Raw genomic sequence first — 17,082 nt, forward strand, 5'->3', positions numbered from 1 at the left:
CATCAAGACATATCATTCAATCCAAAATTTTTATGCCAAGCTCACATTGTGTTTAGTGTTTACGAAGACTAATTTTGATTGAGTGTTCTTGTGAGTTTTCCGCGTCGGTTATAAAACCTCCATATCCCGGTTGGTTCACCCAGGCTGTAAATCTGCAGCTCGGCTATTCGGCCATTATCATGATTAATGATCCATTCCCCATTTTTCAGACCATTCTGATACTTTCCACTTTCTTTAAGTGTGCCGTCTTCATAATAAAACTTTGCCGATCCGTGAGGGACACCGTTTAGGTAATTTACCTCTGACTCAATGGTGCCATCTCTATAGTACGAGAATAAGTTGCCATTTCCGTTCTTGAAAGACCCGGTTTCAAGCTCTTCACCCTGGATCGAATAGAAGGGGCTGACTTCCATCAGTTTTCCATTTATCCAGTTTTGTTCTTGTTTAAGTTGTTCATTTTCATAAAAAAGCCCCCACAAACCGTCTTTCTCATCATGGAGATAGCTGCCTATCATTTCAGGTTCACCTGATTCATAATAAAAGATCCACTGGTCTTCCCGGAGATCATTTCTGTACTGACCCTCAAAATCAAGTGGTCCGGTCTCTTTAAAATACTTCCAAAGGCCGGTTTTCATGTCATTTTTATAGTCTCCTATAGCATACAAACGCCCGTTTTCAAAAAAGCTGAGCCATTTTCCGGATTTCAAACCTTGCTTGTAGGAGCCTTCTACACTTTTAGTCCCATCCTCAAAATACTCCAGGTATGGCCCGTCAAGCAGTCCATTTTTAAAGCTGAATTTCTTCTTGATTTCTTTGTTGGGGTAGTAGATGTACCATGTACCTGTTTCTACACCATTTTTATAATATTCTACAGCTTCTTTTCTGCCAAAGGAAAAGTAGTAAGTCCACTCACCATTGGCCAGATCTTTTTCGTACCTTTTGACAAAATGTACATTACCGTCCGGAAAGTACTCAACCCATGTGCTATCCTTTAATCCACCCTTATAATGACCATAGAGTGCAAGTGCGCCATTTTCATAGTATTCCTTATATGTACCGTTTAGTATACCATCCTCGTAAAAACTTTCATTGATGAGCATACCTGATTCATCAAATTTTCCACGAACTCCATTCAGCTCACCATTTTCATATGTGATGATTTCTTTCAGGTTACCGTTTTCATGGTAGTACTTCCACAGGCCTTGTTTGTTCCCGTCAATCATCGCCCCCTCAAAGGCCTTTTGGCCATTGTCATAAGTGGATTTGTAGCGTCCGTCAGGTAAGGTATCCGTATCAAATATCACCTGATCCGGGGTGATATCCTGAGCTATTATTTGGGAGGTTAATATGGATAAAAGGACTGTGGTTAGGAAATACTTTTGCATATCAATAGAAGTACTGCAAAAACCGGGCAAAAGTTTTCAGTGAAAAGGATTTATACTGGTCCCATTCACTTATGGGAATACAATCTGAGATTTTGATAAACTCGTTTTTCCGGATATGTTCGCTCATTTTTTCTTCAGTCAGATTACCTACCTGTTGATAATTATCTTCTTCAAAATAGTAATCCCATGGTTGTGAGTTTACACAAAAATAGACGTCTTTATCCTTAAAAATGTTTTGTATAAGCTTAGTCTGGTTAGCTTTCAGCACAGGCCCTGAAAGCTGCAAAGTACAGGATAATTCGTGTCCCCACCATAGCATGGTGCGATAGGCAAATATTTCCTTCTGGGTAAAAAGCCTTGGGTAATCTAAAATAAAATATGGGAGAAGCTTATACTGCTCTCCCTTGGATATTTTTCCTGCCTTTAAGAAAGTGCCTTTCGGAAAGGTAAAGTCCATAGCGTCTACCTCTGCATGAAGGGCTCGTTCTATAGCTGAAAAATACGCTATTACTTTTTGTGTGAGCAGGTGTTTTTGTCGTAAAAACTGCCTGTCTTTTAAAACGGAAAGCTCCTCATCACTTAATGACATCACCATCTGATTAATGCAGAAGCCCAGGTAAATCCACTTCCAAATGCTGCCAGGCAAACAAGGTCTCCTTCTTTTATTTTTCCTTCCATGTGAGCTTCGCTTAGTGCGATGGGTATGGAAGCTGCGGTAGTATTCCCATATCGCATGATGTTGTTATAAACCCTGTCATCACTCAGGCCCATCCGGGATTGTATAAACTGGCTGATCCTCAGGTTGGCCTGGTGGGGTATCAGCATATTGATGTCTTCAGGTTTGCACCCATTTGCCTGGAGAGCTTCATGAATGACTTCCTGGAAGCGAGTTACGGCATGTTTAAAAACGAAGTTTCCATTCATATAGGGGTAATAGCTTGTATCATCCGGGTCATTTTCACTCATGATTTTATCTACCCACCGGTTAGTTGCAGGGCTGATCAGCGCTAATTCCCTGGCGTATTTACCTTCAGAGTGAAGGTGGGTGGAGAGGATTCCCTTATTTTTTTCCTCAGACTGACTGACTACCACTGCACCGGCTCCATCCCCAAAAATAACTGTTACTCCCCGGCCCCTGTTGGTTTTTTCCAGTCCTCCGGAATGGTATTCACTGCCGATGACAAGTATGTTTTTGTACATCCCCGTTTTGACAAACTGATCCGCCACTGAAAGTCCGTATACAAATCCACTGCATTGGTTGCGAACATCCAGTGCGCCAATTTCTGGTATCCCGAGCAGGTCCTGGACCTGTACTCCGGGACCCGGAAAATAGTAGTCAGGACTCAACGTGGCGAAAACAATAAAATCGATATCCTCAGGGGTCAGACCTGCATTTTTGATAGCTATCCGGGCCGCCTTGGTGCCCATAGTAGAAGGCATATCATCTGTTTTGGGATCAATCCATCTCCTTTCTCTGATCCCGGTCCGTTCCTGGATCCACTCGTCACTGGTGTCCATGTACTTCTCCAGATCTTTGTTTGTAACTATGTTATCCGGGACGTAATGACCAATGCCTGTTATTTTTGACGTATACATGCTGTTTATTTTTGGGGTAAATGATACTTAACCAAAAATAGGGGGAAATAGCAATATACCAAGAACCTTTTTTTAATTAGACCCCGTATGGCCTAGTTAACCGTGAAATCCTTGATGTGGGTAGTTTGAGTACCATCCGTATCGTGGATTTCGAATTCTTCTTCGTATATCACAACTCCATTTTGAAGAATTTCTACTTTGAAAGTTTCGTTTGCTATAATCTGGGCAGTATAGCGTCCTGTTTGGTCAATTGTTGATTTGAAGTATTCATCCAGGTACTGGGAAGGGTGAAATCGGATTTCAGCATTTGCTAAAGGCCCCTGTGCACTTTGATCAAAAATCCGTCCTTCTACTTTGACTTTTTCTACTTCCCAGAAAGAATAGATATCAAAATTACCAGTGGTGTGTAATCTTTTAGAAACGAAGTAACCGGATTTTTGATCTTCATTCATTTTGAAATGGAACTCATCGTCCGGGGAGTTGATGGGCCAGCCTAAGTTCATGGGGTCTGACCAGGTAAAGCTGTCAGGATCAAACTCAGAAACATATACATCGTAACCACCTACACCGCCAGGTCGGTCAGAGCAGAAGTAAAGCTTATTTTCATCAGAAGATAAATAAGGACTGTCTTCATTATAAGCGGAATTTACAGAAGAATAGAAGGGAGCAGGCTTACTCCATTTGCCATTATCAGGATCTTTGAAAGATTCGTAGATGTCCAGCCCGTTTTCATTTTCATCCGAGGCGAAAATGATCCGGTCTTCATGCTCGTTAATGAAAAAATGCGAAGCAATATGATTATTAGATACTTTCGCGTCAAACTCTACAGGTTCTGTCCATCCTCCTGACCCGTTTGGTTCGCTATAGAAAAGGTCACCCCCATTTTCTTCCCTGAATATAAACAGTTTACCATCTTCATTGACCACTTCCATATTGGCATTGGTCCTGGTGAAAGTACCTAGAGAAGCTACTTCTTTCAATGCGCCCCAGTTATTTCCATTTTTGGTTGTATAATAAACTTTGAATGGTTTTTCTCCGGAACCAGACCTGTTAGAAGCAAATAACAATTCGTCATTTCCTTCGAAAAAGACAGGACTCAGCTCCGCAGAATCAGAGTTGATTGGAGTTGGGAGCTGATGAATTTCATAGTTATCCGGGTTTTCAAAGTATTCCTTCAGTCTCAGGCTGTGAGCAATCAGGTCCTGGGTTGACTCTTCATTGGAGCTACCTGAGTAGGTAGCATTTTGCTGGAATCGTTCAAAAGCTTTTGTAGCCTCTTCAATCATATACCTTCGGGTGAAGATTTTACCGAGCCAATAAAAATAGTGGTCGTCACTGCGGCCATAGGTGTTTTCGAAGCTTAAAAACCGATCGATAGACCTGTCGTCACCGGCGGATGTAAGCAGTAAGCAGATCTCAAGTTTGTATTCTACATCTTCAAAACGGGGGTTTTCGGCGGAAGCCTCTTTGTACAGTTTTAGCGCATTATCATAGCGATGAGCCGAAAACTGCTCTTCTGCTTTGTCGTATAGTCTGGCCTCCTTCTGGGCACACAACGCAACAGAAATTAGTAATAGAGTTGAGGACAAGAGAAGTCGAAAAATGTGGCTATTCATCTTCAAACAAATTTCTCCTCAATTTATTTAAAAATTAATTCTTGCTAAGTATTAATAGCTGTTTTTTAAATTAAACAGTTAGTTGAAAAGAGTATAGTTGCCAAACTGGTCCGAAGGTGTGCTGGGCTTTATCAGGTCTTCACTGTCCTTTTCAGGATCGCTGATTAGCGGACTTACCGGGTGGGTCAGGAGACTACTGGAGCTGACCTTATCAGGTAATGATTTTAGTTTGTCAATTTCTTGTTTCTCATCAAGCCAAATTTTCATTGAGCTCTCATCTAAGATCATAGGCATGTCTTCCTGATAGCTCTCGAGGGTAGAGCCTGCTCTGACTGTGAGCATATTAAACGACTGGGAGATATTACCTTCGATATCCTCAGACTCTTCCCATATGCCTGCAATACCGAATGGTGCCCGGTTTTTGAAGTAAAAATAGTTGGGTACCCGCTGCTTTTTGCTCACCTGCTTCCAGGCAAAAAAACCATCAGCGAGAATAACACATCGGTTATTCTCCAGCGATCTTCTGTATGTTGGCCGTTCAAAAGCGTTAGCAACTGGTAGATTAAACAGTTTCTGGCTAACGGATTTATTGTTAGAGAGATTACTTATAAATCCCCACTGAAACAGCTGAGCCTCTTCCGGATGGTTTGAGGTAATGACCGGGAGTGCTTTGGTAGGAGCTGCATTATAGCATGGCTCAAAACCTTTAGGTATGCTTACTTTAAACGCCTGCTCCAGCGTCTTTTTGTCAGCGGATATGGTATAACGATCGTACACGATAAACGGAAAGTTACCAAAGCGAATGGAGAATCACAGCATTTAAATTAGTCACTCTCGCAAAAATCCAGGGCACGCTTTTCGGACCAGTAAATACCAGAGTTATTTCTTTCAATGAAACCTACATGACCTCCATGGGCGGTCGTTTCCATTCGAACCAGCTTTAGGTCTTCTGTCAATCTGTGATCATGACTCTCTTTTGTGAGTAGTGGATCATTTAAGGCATTGAGTATCAATGTCGGGACTTTAATCTCACTGAGAAAAAACTTGCTGCTGCATTTGGAATAGTAGTCATTGGCATCTTTAAACCCATGAAGCGGAGCGGTATAATATTCGTCAAAATCGCGGATTGACTTTACCAGATTTAAATATTGGGTATTGATCTTATCCGGCATCTTTTGAGCCTTCATTCGGATCTTTGTCTTCAGGTTGGTCAGAAAACGCCTTTCATACACAAAGTTTTTCAGTTTCATGAGGTTACCCGATCCGGCATCCAGGTCCAGTGGTACAGAAATGACCACTGCTTTTTTGATCTTTGCCGAACGATCTGCTTCGCCCAGGTATTTGAGTGTCAGGTTTCCCCCCAGACTAAAACCTATCAGGTAGATCTGTGGATAACCTGAGGCAGCCTCATTTATTATCAGGTCCAGATCCTCTGTAGCACCACTATGATAAAACCTGGCCGTACGATTCATTTCACCACTACAGCCCCGGTAGTTCCAGGCCAGCACATCGTAACCGTTTTTAAAAAACTGGCGGACCATACCCAGCATATAGGGCCTGTCAGAGCTACCCTCCAGTCCGTGCTGCAGAACCAGGAGTTTGTCACTGCCTTGTTTCCACCAGTCCAGATCCAGGAAGTCTCCATCAGGAGTGTCTATTCGCTGTCTTTTGGGAGAGTCCAGGTCAATGATGGTCCGAAAAAGGGCCGGATATATCGTTTCCCAGTGACCCGACAAAAACCCCAGGGGCCTTCGATAGATTGTGTTGTGAATAGCAGGCATTTTAGTGTGAGAACAATTTCTTTAATTGCGAATTAATATAATTACCAAATTAATGCCTCATTATATGTTGGAGAAAATCCGACATGGTTTAACTTTGAATTCGTTTGTTGAAAATTTCATTAATGCATATAAAATGGCGGAAGTAATCAGAATGCCAAAGATGAGTGACACCATGGAAGAAGGTGTGATCGCATCTTGGATCAAAAAAGAAGGTGATGAAGTAAGTTCAGGTGACGTCCTGGCAGAAGTAGAAACAGATAAGGCTACGATGGAGCTTGAATCCTATCAGGATGGTGTCTTGTTGCATATAGGAGTGAAGGAGCAGGATTCCGTACCGGTAGATGGCGTTATTGCTATCATTGGAGAAAAAGGCGAGGATATTTCTGATCTTCTAAAAGAAATAGAGAATGAAGGAGCAGGAGGAGGAGAAGCTGATGAAAAAGAAGAACCATCATCAGGAAGTGATAACGGCTCTGCAGAAGATATTGATACATCTAATATTAATGCTTCGGTGATCACTATGCCGAAGATGAGTGATACCATGGAGGAGGGAGTGATTGCTTCCTGGCAGAAAAAAGAAGGAGATAAAGTAGAATCCGGTGACATTTTGGCTGAGGTGGAAACAGATAAAGCCACCATGGAGCTGGAGGCTTACGAAGATGGTACTTTGCTTCACATCGCGGTGGAGGCGGGTGGTTCCGTGCCCATCGATGGTGTTATTGCGATCCTCGGTGAAGAAGGGGCTGATTGGAAAACCTTGCTGAAGGCACATCAGTCATCAGGAAAGTCCGAAGAAAAGAAAGAAGAGAAAAAGGAAGAACCAAAGAAAGAGGAGGCAAAGCAGGAAACTTCCGCCGCATCTTCAGCACCAAAAGTGACATCTGATACTTCAACAAGCAATGGAAGGGTAAAAGCATCTCCGCTGGCAAAGAAACTAGCTGAAGAAAAAGGTTTTGACATAGCCCAGATTCCTGGCTCAGGTGATGGAGGAAGGATCGTGAAGCGTGATGTGGAGAATTTCACTCCTTCTCAGGCTGCCAAACAGGAAGCTCCTGCTGCCGAAGGTGGTCAGGCTATCAGTATCCCACGGGTAGTTGGCGAAGAGCATTCTGAGGACATCAAGGTTACTCAAATGCGTAAAACCATTGCCAAGCGGCTTTCAGAGTCCAAGTATACAGCTCCACATTTCTACGTGACCATGGAGATCAACATGGACAAAGCCATTGAGGCGCGGAAAGGCCTTAATGAAATGTCACCTGTTAAGATCTCTTTCAACGATATCGTAGTGAAAGCAGTGGCTGCAGCTCTGAGACAGCACCCTGATGTGAATGTGAGCTGGCAGGGAGATGTGATGAAGAAGCATTCACATATTCATATTGGAATTGCTATGGCACTTCCTGAAGGTCTGATCGTGCCGGTAGTGAGGTTTGCTGATAACAAGTCACTCTCTCACATCTCTGCTGAAATAAAAGAGTACGGTAAAAAAGCCAAAGAGAAGAAGCTTACTCCGGATGATTATTCCGGAAACACCTTTACAGTATCAAATCTGGGAATGTTTGGAGTAGAAGAGTTTACCGGAATTATCAATCCTCCGGATGCCTGTATCCTGGCCGTGGGGGGTATTAAGGAAACTGTGGTCGTTGAAAACGGTGAGATGCGCCCGGGCAATGTAATGAAGGTTACTTTGTCTTGTGACCACAGAGCCGTAGATGGTGCTGTAGGCGCTGCCTTCCTGGTTACTTTGAAGAAGTTGCTTGAAGATCCGATACGAATCCTGATTTAAGGTTCAAAGTATAGATTTAATATACAAAAGCCGTTAAAAGTGGAACTTGCAAGATTTGTCAGTTAGAGCCTGTCGAAATGTCGGCATTTTAGTTGAATTTGTTTCAATTTTGCTCAATCTGGCTACTTTGGCGAGACTTTTGACGGCTTTTGCTTTTTTAAATTAAATAATATGGCCCAAGAGAAAATAAGATCGACTACCGTATTAGCAGTAAAGCACAATGGAAAGATAGCTATAGGAGCTGATGGCCAGGCTACGATGGGTAATACGGTTGCCAAGAGTAATGTGAAAAAAATCAGGAAGTTGCAGGAGGGTAAGATCGTTACCGGCTTTGCGGGATCTACTGCGGATGCTTTTACATTGCTGGAAAGACTTGATGAAAAGCTGGCTACCTACACGGGAAATATGAAACGGGCGGCCGTAGAGCTGGCTAAAGACTGGAGGACTGACCGGTATCTGAGGAGACTGGAGGCGATGATGATCATCGCAGATAAGAATGAGATTCTGGTCATTTCGGGAACAGGAGATGTACTGGAGCCGGACGATGATATTGCTTCTATTGGTTCGGGAAGTATGTATGCTCGTGCCGCTGCTATGGGCATGAAGCGCCATGCTACTGATCTCACTGCTGAGGAGATGGTGCGAGAAAGCTTAAATATTGCAGCAGACATCTGCATCTACACCAATCACAATCTGGTGGTGGAGACGCTTTGATTTGACCTTTTCGAAATTCAGCTCACCTTGTTGTCTATAAATTCTGTGATAGCTTCAAATACTTTTTTGAGATACTGACATTTTGAATTTGTTCAGTCTTTATGGGGAATAGTGTCGCTGATCGATCTAACGCATGTTTTAAATGAAAGAGATGTAATTCACATTCTTTTTTGGCTTGTTGGTATCTGTTTAGAGATCGATTCATCCTAAAGTCTTATTCCGTTCAGTGCATCCTGATATATGATATCATTTGATTCAGGTACCGAAAATGATCTGATGATCACATCAATTTTTTGATCCCCATTTCCTTTTTCACTCGTGCAATGAAAGAAAGTTTTTTCTGTAACAGATTCTCTCTGTATTCTGATCGAATAAGAAGATCTATGTCACCACCTTTGGAATCATCTGTTATCCTTGACCCAAATAGATATGTTTCTGTCCTTTTCCCAAAAATAGTTTTGGCTATACGCTTTACTTTGTCTGCTTTTTGACGTGATAACCTCATACTGTAAAGATAACCGTTTATCATTTCAGAGGATATTATCATTAAGTAAAGAGCTTTTTATTTAAACAATTAGAGATTTCACTATCTTTATTTAGTAAGTAAAGAATGATATGAATATGATAAAAGTGGAGTACCCGGAATCTTTGGCTAATTCTTTACGGTTGCGAGGTAAAGAATTTGAATACGAAATGAAAGCAAGTTCACTGGTCAAACTTTTTGAGTTAGGAAAGGTCTCATCTGGTACCGCAGCAAAGGTTTTGGGTTTATCCAGAGTGGAGTTTTTGGAATTACTCGCAAAGTATAAAGTGTCAGTGCTAGGCGAATATGACTTTGATGATTTAAGAGAAGATATAGCTAATGCTTAAAGTAGTTTCAAATACTACTCCGATCATTTCTTTACTTAAATTGTCAAAACTTGATGTTCTTAAGGAGCTTTATTCGGAAGTTTCTATACCGAAAGCGGTTTTTCAGGAAATTGAGGCAGGAAAAAATAAAGAGTATTATCAAGACTTATCAAAAGTCGAGTGGTTTAATATTATTGAAATCCACGACAAGCAAGCTGTCAGGTATTTTCTTGATTTGGATTCCGGGGAAGCTGAAGCAATAGTGCTGGCTACCGAATTAAATGCGGATTTAATAATTCTGGATGAGAAACTTGGTAGATTCCATGCGAAACATGCTGGCTTAAAAGTTACAGGTACAATAGGAATATTGATAAAAGCAAAAAAATTAGGGTTTGTAACAGAATTACGGCCATTACTTTATGAGCTTATCAATAAGGAAGTTTGGATTAGTGAAAAGCTGATCAGAGAAATTCTGATAATGGTTGGAGAAAAATAATACTCTTGTAAATAAACCTTGTCTACCAGGTTTTTTATAGGTCCAGTGGTGAACTATTCTACAAGATTCTCTGCGAATGACCACAAGCATTAAATCCTCAATCCAAATGCTCGTAATCAGCGATTATCGTATATAAGAATTTGATATTGGGGAGGTCAGAAGTTACATGCAGGACCTCCTTTACCTTTTCTGTCAGTTCGGCAATAGCCGCGTCATTAAATCCATCATGACCTACCTTAAGGGTTTTTCTGATCACCTCTATTTGCTTGTCTGAAAGCCTTTTGACTTGAGGAAATTGAATGGTATAGTCATCTTCTCTTTTGATGGTCTCAATGTCTTTCAGTTGAGCGGATTTGCGGAGCTTGATCACTGTGGTGCCGGCAGCTAAATCGCCAAGGCGCTGGCCATTTTTGGTAATGATAATACACAGCATAGCTACCGCTCCATACAAAATGATATCGAGAGGTCGGAAGATCCACCGAAGGAGATAATTACCAATTGTTGGTGCTCCCCCATCAAGTTTTACCACTTTAATGTCACGAGCTGATTTACCAGGCGACTGACCATGATTAAAGGTTTCGAATGCCAGGGAGTAAAAAAAGAGAGGCAAATAAAAGAGCATGATGAGAACAGATGAATTAATTCCTATGGCCCCTAACACCAGGCTGATGAAAAAAGCGTAGCTTCCGATGATGAGTATGTCTATAATGAAAGCCAGTATCCGGTCTCCCAAACTTGCCAGCTCCAGATTAATTTCTATATTCTGATTTGTAATAAATTTGGTCATAACTCCAACCCTTACTATTTTGACGCAATCTTAATTAAAAATTATGCGGCAGGGGCTTTTTGTCAAAATAAACGAATCAAAATGGAAGGAATTTGAAGGTAAACTTGCTGATTTGAGCAATTTATCTGCAGATGAGGTTGCTTCAATCTATGTTCACCTTACCGAAGATCTGGCTTACGCACAAGCCAATTATCCGAATACAGGCCTGACCAGCTACCTGAATGAGCTTACCATAAAAGTCCACAACATTATTTACCGCAACAAGCCGGAGAAAAGCAGCCGGTTTTACCGGTTTTGGCGCTATGAGGTGCCGGAGGAGCTTAGAAAATCGTACAAATATTTAGGCTATTCATTTCTTATTTTTTGTGTGGGCGTGTTGATCGGTGTATTATCTGCGGCAAATGATGAAACATTTGTCCGGTTGATCCTGGGAGATGCTTATGTGGATATGACCCTGGAGAATATGAAAAATGATGATCCGATGGCAGTGTACAAAAGCATGTCAGAGGGATCTATGTTCTTTGCAATCACAATAAACAATATACGTGTTTCATTGCTGGCTTTTGCTGCCGGAATTGTGTTTTCTGTGGGGACTGGCTTTATCCTTTTTAGAAATGGAGTTATGCTTGGAGCTTTTCACTACCTTTTTTTCCAGAATGGTTTATTTGATGAGACCATTTTAACCATCTGGATACACGGTACCCTGGAGATTACCGCTATTATAATAGCAGGTGCAGCTGGGCTTATAATGGGTAACGGACTCCTTTTTCCAGGGACTTACCCAAGGGCATATTCATTTAGGAAAGCTGCAAAACGGGGCCTGAAGATTGTGATAAGTCTGGTGCCGTTTTTCATAGTGGCCGGTTTTCTGGAATCATTCATAACCAGACACACAGAATGGCCACTCCCTGTAAAGCTTTTTATTATTTTAGTCTCTTTATTTATTGTGATCTTTTATTTGATCCTCTTACCTAACCTAAGTAAAAATGAGTCAAAAGAAAATCGAACTTTACAAAACGCGTGATTTTGGAGCTAAGATCAACGCTACGATAGAATACATCCGGTATAATTTTCTGCCATTGATCAAAATAGTCCTTTTGATCGTAGCTCCGATCGGACTCCTGGTTTCCATATTATTCTCAAATATTTTCGGGATATTCTTTACCCTGGGTGCTAATCCTGACATGAACGAAGCGGAGGCGATAAGTACAATGAGCACTCTGGGCGGAAACTACCTGATCATGATGATCCTTGGTCTTGTTACCTATGCCTTTATGCTCTCCAGTATTTATAGCTATATAAAAATGCGCGATGGCATGGAAAATCCTCCCGAAGTAATGGAGGTACTGAGGGTGGCTCTTCCTAAAGTCCCGGGTTTATTAGGCCTTATGCTTCTGATCAGTCTGGTGTGTATAGCCGGAACATTTTTTCTCATTATTCCGGGGCTCTATCTTGCTATTGCTTTGAGCGTTGCCGTACCCATTTACCTGTATGAAGATAAAGCAGGGGTTGGGGGAGCTTTTAGTAAATCATTTAAATTGATCCGTGGGAAATGGTGGAGTACATTCGGGCTATTATTTGTGGCAGGAATGATCGCCAGTATGGTCAGCTATGTATTTGCCATTCCTATGTATGCTGCCATGTTTACTCAGTTGTTTTCCACTGCTACAGAGGCCAATGCTGACCCGGAGGCTGTGATGCAGATCTTTTCCAGCTGGTATATGACTGCAGGGATGGCTATAATGCTGATCGGATCTTATACCACCTATCTTATCCCTATGATCGCTTTATCATTTCAATATTTTAATCTCTCTGAACGTGTAGAAGGAACGGGGATCAGAAATCAAATAGAGGGCTTTGAGAAACTTAGTTAGTTTTTTTCTTTTTGGATTATTGGTATTTCTCCCGGGTTTTGGAGCTCAGTATGAGGAACGAACCTTTGATCAGGAAGAGCTTTCTGAATATAGAAATGACCCTGATTTTGACTACTCAGAAGAGTATGCGAAGGGAGGGTCTCTACTTACCCTGTTGATTGCGTATGTTTTAGAAAAGTTTTTTTCCTTATTTCAGGGTAGTGGGATCGAATGGTTGCTCCCCTGGGTTTTTAGGGCACTTATTATTCTGGTCATTATTGGTTTGGTTATTTACATCGTCAGAAACAGGTATGGGCCTATATTCGTCAGCGGGCCAGGGACTTATGCTCCCGGTGGAATCGTATCTGCGGAAGACCATTCTGTAGATTATGATCAAATGATCAAGGAGAGCGTAAATAACTCGGAATATAAGCTAGCCATAAGGTACCTCTTTCTGAAATCCCTCAACATGCTAAATGAGAAAGGCATTATTTCCATTAAACAGTGGAAGGCTCCTTATGACTACTTACTTGAAATACCCACTGAAAAGAAAGAAGATTTTCAGGAGTTAACTGATCTTTTTGAAGTGACCTGGTACGGGGAATATGATGCGGATGAAACGATTTATCTACAAGGTGTGGAGGTATCCAAAAAATTGGTGGGATGAAGAAAGAGCGTATACTTTACATCATTCTGGGAGTCCTCTTTGTGGGGTATGTGGTGGTGGAGCAGTATAAACCTAAGCCCTTGAACTGGACGCCTACTTTTTCTCACCTGGATAAGAATCCCTTTGGTGGCTATATATTCTATGACCGGTTAGAGGATCTTTTTCATGGAGGTAAGAAGCTTGCGTTTCAGACCTTTTATGAGTTGGAGGATTCCACTGACCAGATCATTGTACTTGCCAATCAGTTTGAACCTTCCGGAGAAGATATAGGGTCCATTTTCGAGATTGTGGAAAGCGGAAGAGATGTGTTCATCGGGGCAGGCTTTTTTTCCGCAAGGTTTCTGGATACCCTGGCTCTGGAAAAAGAACTCAATGTAAGGGTGCCAAGCCTGTACAATATTTTACAGCAGGATTCTGCAAAGATCAGCTTTGCCGGTCATTCGTACTATTATCCCGTCTCTATGGTCAGAAGTCATTTTAAGCTACCGGATACCACTGATTGGTTGATTCACGCAAGCACTTCCGATCCTGTATTAATTAGCAAAACCATAGGAACAGGACGGTTGATTCTTTCGTCCACTCCCTTAGCGTATACAAACTATGGCATTTTGAAAGCGGATAATTTCCGGTTTTCAGAACAAACTTTCAACCTGTTATCAGATGGCAAAGCTACCTATAACCGCTATTATGAATCAGGTCGTGCCGAACCTAAAACCCCTTTTCGCTATCTGTTGTCACAAAATTCGCTGAAATGGGCCTTATACCTTACTTTGCTGGCTGTTTTTATCTTGCTGATTTTTGAAAGCCAGCGAAAGCAACGGGTTATTCCACTACTTGACCCAAAGACAAATACGACCATTCAGTACATCAAGACCATAGGTGGGCTTTATCACCGGGAAGGGAAACATCAGGGAGCGGCAATGAAGCTGATCCAGTATTTTCTAAAATCCCTTTCGGAAAGGTATTATGTGTCTTCCTTTCACAATGAGTCGACTTACCGGATCCTGGCGGCTAAAACGGGCCTTAAGGTGGAGGAGGTGATTGAGACTTTTGAATTGATCCAAAAAATCAGAAATAGTAAACGTATCTCGGAAGAGGCACTAAAAGATTTACATCAAAAAATTTCCTTATTTAACGTAATGTAAAAATGGCAGAGTTTGCAAATCGTATAGATCTAAATGATTTTTCAGAGAAGATCACCAGGCTGAAGCAGGAAGCCAGAAAGGCTTTGGTGGGGCAGGATCAGATGCTGGACCTCTTACTGACTTCCTTTTTTGCCGGAGGTCATGTACTGATAGAAGGTGTGCCCGGGGTGGCTAAAACACTGACAGCCCGACTGCTGGCGGCCATGACAAAGGCTGATTTTAAGCGGATACAGTTCACTCCTGACCTGATGCCTTCGGATATTCTGGGTACATCCATTTTCAACCCTAAGAATGCGTCTTTTGAGTTTAAGTCAGGTCCTATATTTTCTAACCTTGTCCTGATCGACGAGATCAACCGGGCGCCATCCAAAACACAATCTGCTCTCTTTGAAGTGATGGAAGAGCGGCAGGTGACCAATGACGGTACGGTTTATCCTATGGATGAATTGTTTATGGTAATGGCTACTCAGAATCCCATAGAGCAGGAAGGAACCTATCGACTTCCCGAAGCTCAACTGGATCGTTTTCTCTTTAAGATTAACGTCGGTTACCCAAAACTGGAGGAGGAGCAAAAGATCCTGAGCCTCCAAAATGAGACTTCCGGATTTAAAAAACTGGAATTTATCGATGAGGTGATCAGTAAGAAAGAAGCCGTCACTCTGCGGCAAAATCTGCAAAAGATCCTGGCTAAAGATTCTTTGCTGAAATACATTGCTCAGCTGATCGGAGAGACGAGAAATCACCCGTCGCTTTATCTGGGTGCTTCTCCCAGGGCGTCAATTGATTTACTGAATGCTTCCAAAGCTTTTGCTGCGATGAAGGGTAGAGACTTCATTACTCCGGATGATATCCAGTATTTATTGCGGCCGGTGATAGAGCATCGCATTCAGCTTACACCTGAGTCTGAGCTTCAGGGCATCACTATTGAGGAGGTAAGTCAGCAGATCATTCAGCAGGTAGAAGTTCCAAACTAGTGTAATGTTTTATAAAAAAGCAAAACTAATTTTAAGTTATAACTAACTGATAATCTGATGATTAACACCAAATTACCAATAACTAATTACTAACCTGGTGCGTTTCTTTTTTACAAATCGGTTTTACTGGTCACTGACGATACTTATTGTGGCATTCGTAGTGGGGTACTATTTTCCGGTAGTGTGTCTCATTGCAAAAGTCAGTTTTGGTGTCCTGTTTGGGCTGTTGCTTTTCGAGGTTTTTCTGCTTTTTATAACAGGAGGGAGGATGTTGGCTGAGCGCGAATGCAGTGATCGATTTTCCAACGGAGACCTGAACGAGGTAAAGATCCGTGTTAAAAACACCTATCGGTTTCGTGTAGATATCCGGTTGATCGATGAGTTACCTGCTCAGTTTCAGCTGAGGGATTTTAAGTTTGACTTTTCTCTGGGCTCGAATAAGTCAAGGAATGTGAAGTACTCCCTTCAACCGGCAACAAGGGGTGTGTACTCCTTCGGGAAAGTGGTTGTTCTGGTAACAACCTCTGTCGGGCTTTTTCAGCGCAGATTTAAACTGGGAGAGCCAAAGGAGATAAAGGTGTATCCTTCTTTTATTCGGATTCATCAGTACGAGCTTATGGCCATATCCCAAAACCTGACCATGCATGGACAAAAGCAGATCAGAAGGGTGGGGAATAGTAAAGAGTTTGATACAATCAAAGATTATGTGCCCGGCGATGATCCGCGAAATATCAACTGGGCAGCTACGGCGCGGAGAGGTCACCTGATGACCAACCACTACATAGATGAGCGGTCTCAGAACGTCTTTTGCGTCATTGATAAAAGCAGGGCAATGAAGATGCCTTTTGAAGGAATGACTTTGCTGGACTATGCCATCAATGCCTCACTGGTGATTTCTGATGTTTCCCTAAAAAAAGGAGACCGCGCCGGCCTGATCACTTTTGAAAATAAGGTGGATACTTCTGTGCAGGCTAATAATAAAAATACCCAGCTCTATCAGATCATGGAAGCCCTTTACCACCAGGAGACTTCATTTAGGGAGCCGGATTTTTCAGCTGTTTTTAACTTTTCTACAAAAAGCATTCATCAGCGAAGCCTCCTTTTGCTTTTCACCAATTTTGAATCCATTCATAGCCTCCGAAGGCAGCTGACTTATCTCAAATTGCTGAACAGGAAACACCTGGTGCTGGTGGTATACTTCAGAAATACCGAAGTGGACAAGCTGCTCAAAGAAAAAGCGACGAGCACCCGAAAGATCTACAACCAGGCGATAGGTCACCAAATGCTGGAAGAAAAACTCCTGATCCGGGATGAGCTAAACAAAGCTGGAATTCTTTCCCTGTATACGACCCCGCAAAACCTGAATGTAGATGTGATCAATAAGTATATTGAGGTGAAGGCAAAGCGGATGTTGTAAGAAGAAGTTGGTCCCGTCC

The 17,082-nt window shown here is 42.1% G+C and carries 18 protein-coding genes; 10 read left to right on the forward strand and 8 right to left on the reverse strand.

Annotated elements, in window-relative coordinates:
• Positions 1 to 68: 68 nt before the first annotated feature.
• The 6 genes from AC3E9V_RS07205 to AC3E9V_RS07230 all read right to left on the reverse strand — a co-directional run bounded on the left by AC3E9V_RS07205 (position 69) and on the right by AC3E9V_RS07230 (position 6,378).
• Entirely contained in the window at positions 69 to 1,385 is a 1,317-nt protein-coding gene (locus AC3E9V_RS07205) for a toxin-antitoxin system YwqK family antitoxin (protein WP_488752519.1), read from the reverse strand.
• A gap of 1 nt (position 1,386) precedes the next feature.
• Complete coding sequence (locus tag AC3E9V_RS07210) at positions 1,387 to 1,974, reverse strand: hypothetical protein (protein ID WP_488752520.1); 588 nt, start codon at positions 1,972 to 1,974, stop codon at positions 1,387 to 1,389.
• On the reverse strand, positions 1,974 to 2,981 hold the full coding sequence (locus AC3E9V_RS07215) for a 3-oxoacyl-ACP synthase III family protein (RefSeq protein WP_488752521.1): 1,008 nt from the start codon (positions 2,979 to 2,981) through the stop codon (positions 1,974 to 1,976). Before AC3E9V_RS07215 ends, AC3E9V_RS07210 begins: the two co-directional genes overlap by 1 nt.
• A 92-nt stretch (positions 2,982 to 3,073) precedes the next feature.
• Complete coding sequence (locus AC3E9V_RS07220; protein ID WP_488752522.1) at positions 3,074 to 4,597, reverse strand: hypothetical protein; 1,524 nt, start codon at positions 4,595 to 4,597, stop codon at positions 3,074 to 3,076.
• 78 nt (positions 4,598 to 4,675) lie between these two features.
• A complete protein-coding gene (locus AC3E9V_RS07225) occupies positions 4,676 to 5,374 on the reverse strand; it encodes an SOS response-associated peptidase (protein ID WP_488752523.1) in 699 nt (232 codons plus the stop codon).
• Positions 5,375 to 5,421: 47 nt separating this feature from the next.
• Positions 5,422 to 6,378 (reverse strand): YheT family hydrolase, encoded by a 957-nt coding sequence (locus AC3E9V_RS07230; RefSeq protein WP_488752524.1) that lies wholly within the window; start codon positions 6,376 to 6,378, stop codon positions 5,422 to 5,424.
• 133 nt (positions 6,379 to 6,511) lie between these two features.
• Between AC3E9V_RS07230 and AC3E9V_RS07235 the strand changes: the two genes are divergently transcribed.
• Together AC3E9V_RS07235 and hslV are read left to right on the forward strand one after the other, a co-directional pair.
• A complete protein-coding gene (locus tag AC3E9V_RS07235; protein ID WP_488752525.1) occupies positions 6,512 to 8,161 on the forward strand; it encodes a pyruvate dehydrogenase complex dihydrolipoamide acetyltransferase in 1,650 nt (549 codons plus the stop codon).
• Between the two features lie 171 nt (positions 8,162 to 8,332).
• Positions 8,333 to 8,875 (forward strand): ATP-dependent protease subunit HslV, encoded by a 543-nt coding sequence (gene hslV / locus AC3E9V_RS07240; protein WP_488752526.1) that lies wholly within the window; start codon positions 8,333 to 8,335, stop codon positions 8,873 to 8,875.
• A gap of 280 nt (positions 8,876 to 9,155) precedes the next feature.
• Here hslV and AC3E9V_RS07245 read toward each other — a convergent pair whose 3' ends face one another.
• On the reverse strand, positions 9,156 to 9,380 hold the full coding sequence (locus AC3E9V_RS07245; RefSeq protein ID WP_488752527.1) for a nucleotidyltransferase domain-containing protein: 225 nt from the start codon (positions 9,378 to 9,380) through the stop codon (positions 9,156 to 9,158).
• 110 nt (positions 9,381 to 9,490) lie between these two features.
• Between AC3E9V_RS07245 and AC3E9V_RS07250 the strand changes: the two genes are divergently transcribed.
• Together AC3E9V_RS07250 and AC3E9V_RS07255 are read left to right on the forward strand one after the other, a co-directional pair.
• Positions 9,491 to 9,745: a UPF0175 family protein gene (locus AC3E9V_RS07250; RefSeq protein ID WP_488752528.1), complete on the forward strand. Its 255-nt coding sequence runs from the start codon at positions 9,491 to 9,493 to the stop codon at positions 9,743 to 9,745.
• Complete coding sequence (locus tag AC3E9V_RS07255; RefSeq protein ID WP_488752529.1) at positions 9,738 to 10,220, forward strand: PIN domain-containing protein; 483 nt, start codon at positions 9,738 to 9,740, stop codon at positions 10,218 to 10,220. Before AC3E9V_RS07250 ends, AC3E9V_RS07255 begins: the two co-directional genes overlap by 8 nt.
• A 97-nt stretch (positions 10,221 to 10,317) precedes the next feature.
• Here AC3E9V_RS07255 and AC3E9V_RS07260 read toward each other — a convergent pair whose 3' ends face one another.
• On the reverse strand, positions 10,318 to 11,007 hold the full coding sequence (locus AC3E9V_RS07260) for an RDD family protein (protein ID WP_488752530.1): 690 nt from the start codon (positions 11,005 to 11,007) through the stop codon (positions 10,318 to 10,320).
• A gap of 43 nt (positions 11,008 to 11,050) precedes the next feature.
• On the opposite strand from AC3E9V_RS07260, the gene AC3E9V_RS07265 reads away from it, so the two are divergent.
• The 6 genes from AC3E9V_RS07265 to AC3E9V_RS07290 all read left to right on the forward strand — a co-directional run bounded on the left by AC3E9V_RS07265 (position 11,051) and on the right by AC3E9V_RS07290 (position 17,063).
• Positions 11,051 to 12,031, forward strand: coding sequence for a stage II sporulation protein M (locus tag AC3E9V_RS07265; protein WP_488752531.1), 981 nt, complete (start codon positions 11,051 to 11,053; stop codon positions 12,029 to 12,031).
• The gene (locus AC3E9V_RS07270) at positions 11,994 to 12,881 is read left to right on the forward strand and encodes a DUF7847 domain-containing protein (protein ID WP_488752532.1); all 888 of its coding nucleotides are present in this window, start codon (positions 11,994 to 11,996) and stop codon (positions 12,879 to 12,881) included. The genes AC3E9V_RS07265 and AC3E9V_RS07270 overlap by 38 nt, the downstream gene beginning before the upstream one ends.
• On the forward strand, positions 12,865 to 13,527 hold the full coding sequence (locus tag AC3E9V_RS07275; protein ID WP_488752533.1) for a hypothetical protein: 663 nt from the start codon (positions 12,865 to 12,867) through the stop codon (positions 13,525 to 13,527). The genes AC3E9V_RS07270 and AC3E9V_RS07275 overlap by 17 nt, the downstream gene beginning before the upstream one ends.
• Complete coding sequence (locus AC3E9V_RS07280; RefSeq protein WP_488752534.1) at positions 13,524 to 14,672, forward strand: DUF4350 domain-containing protein; 1,149 nt, start codon at positions 13,524 to 13,526, stop codon at positions 14,670 to 14,672. Before AC3E9V_RS07275 ends, AC3E9V_RS07280 begins: the two co-directional genes overlap by 4 nt.
• A gap of 2 nt (positions 14,673 to 14,674) precedes the next feature.
• Positions 14,675 to 15,646: an AAA family ATPase gene (locus AC3E9V_RS07285; RefSeq protein ID WP_488752535.1), complete on the forward strand. Its 972-nt coding sequence runs from the start codon at positions 14,675 to 14,677 to the stop codon at positions 15,644 to 15,646.
• 97 nt (positions 15,647 to 15,743) lie between these two features.
• Positions 15,744 to 17,063 carry a DUF58 domain-containing protein gene (locus AC3E9V_RS07290; protein ID WP_488752536.1) on the forward strand — a complete coding sequence of 440 codons (1,320 nt, stop codon included), beginning with the start codon at positions 15,744 to 15,746 and terminating at the stop codon, positions 17,061 to 17,063.
• Positions 17,064 to 17,082: the final 19 nt, after the last annotated feature.

This window comes from Marinoscillum sp. HNIBRBA16962 (genome assembly GCF_057801515.1).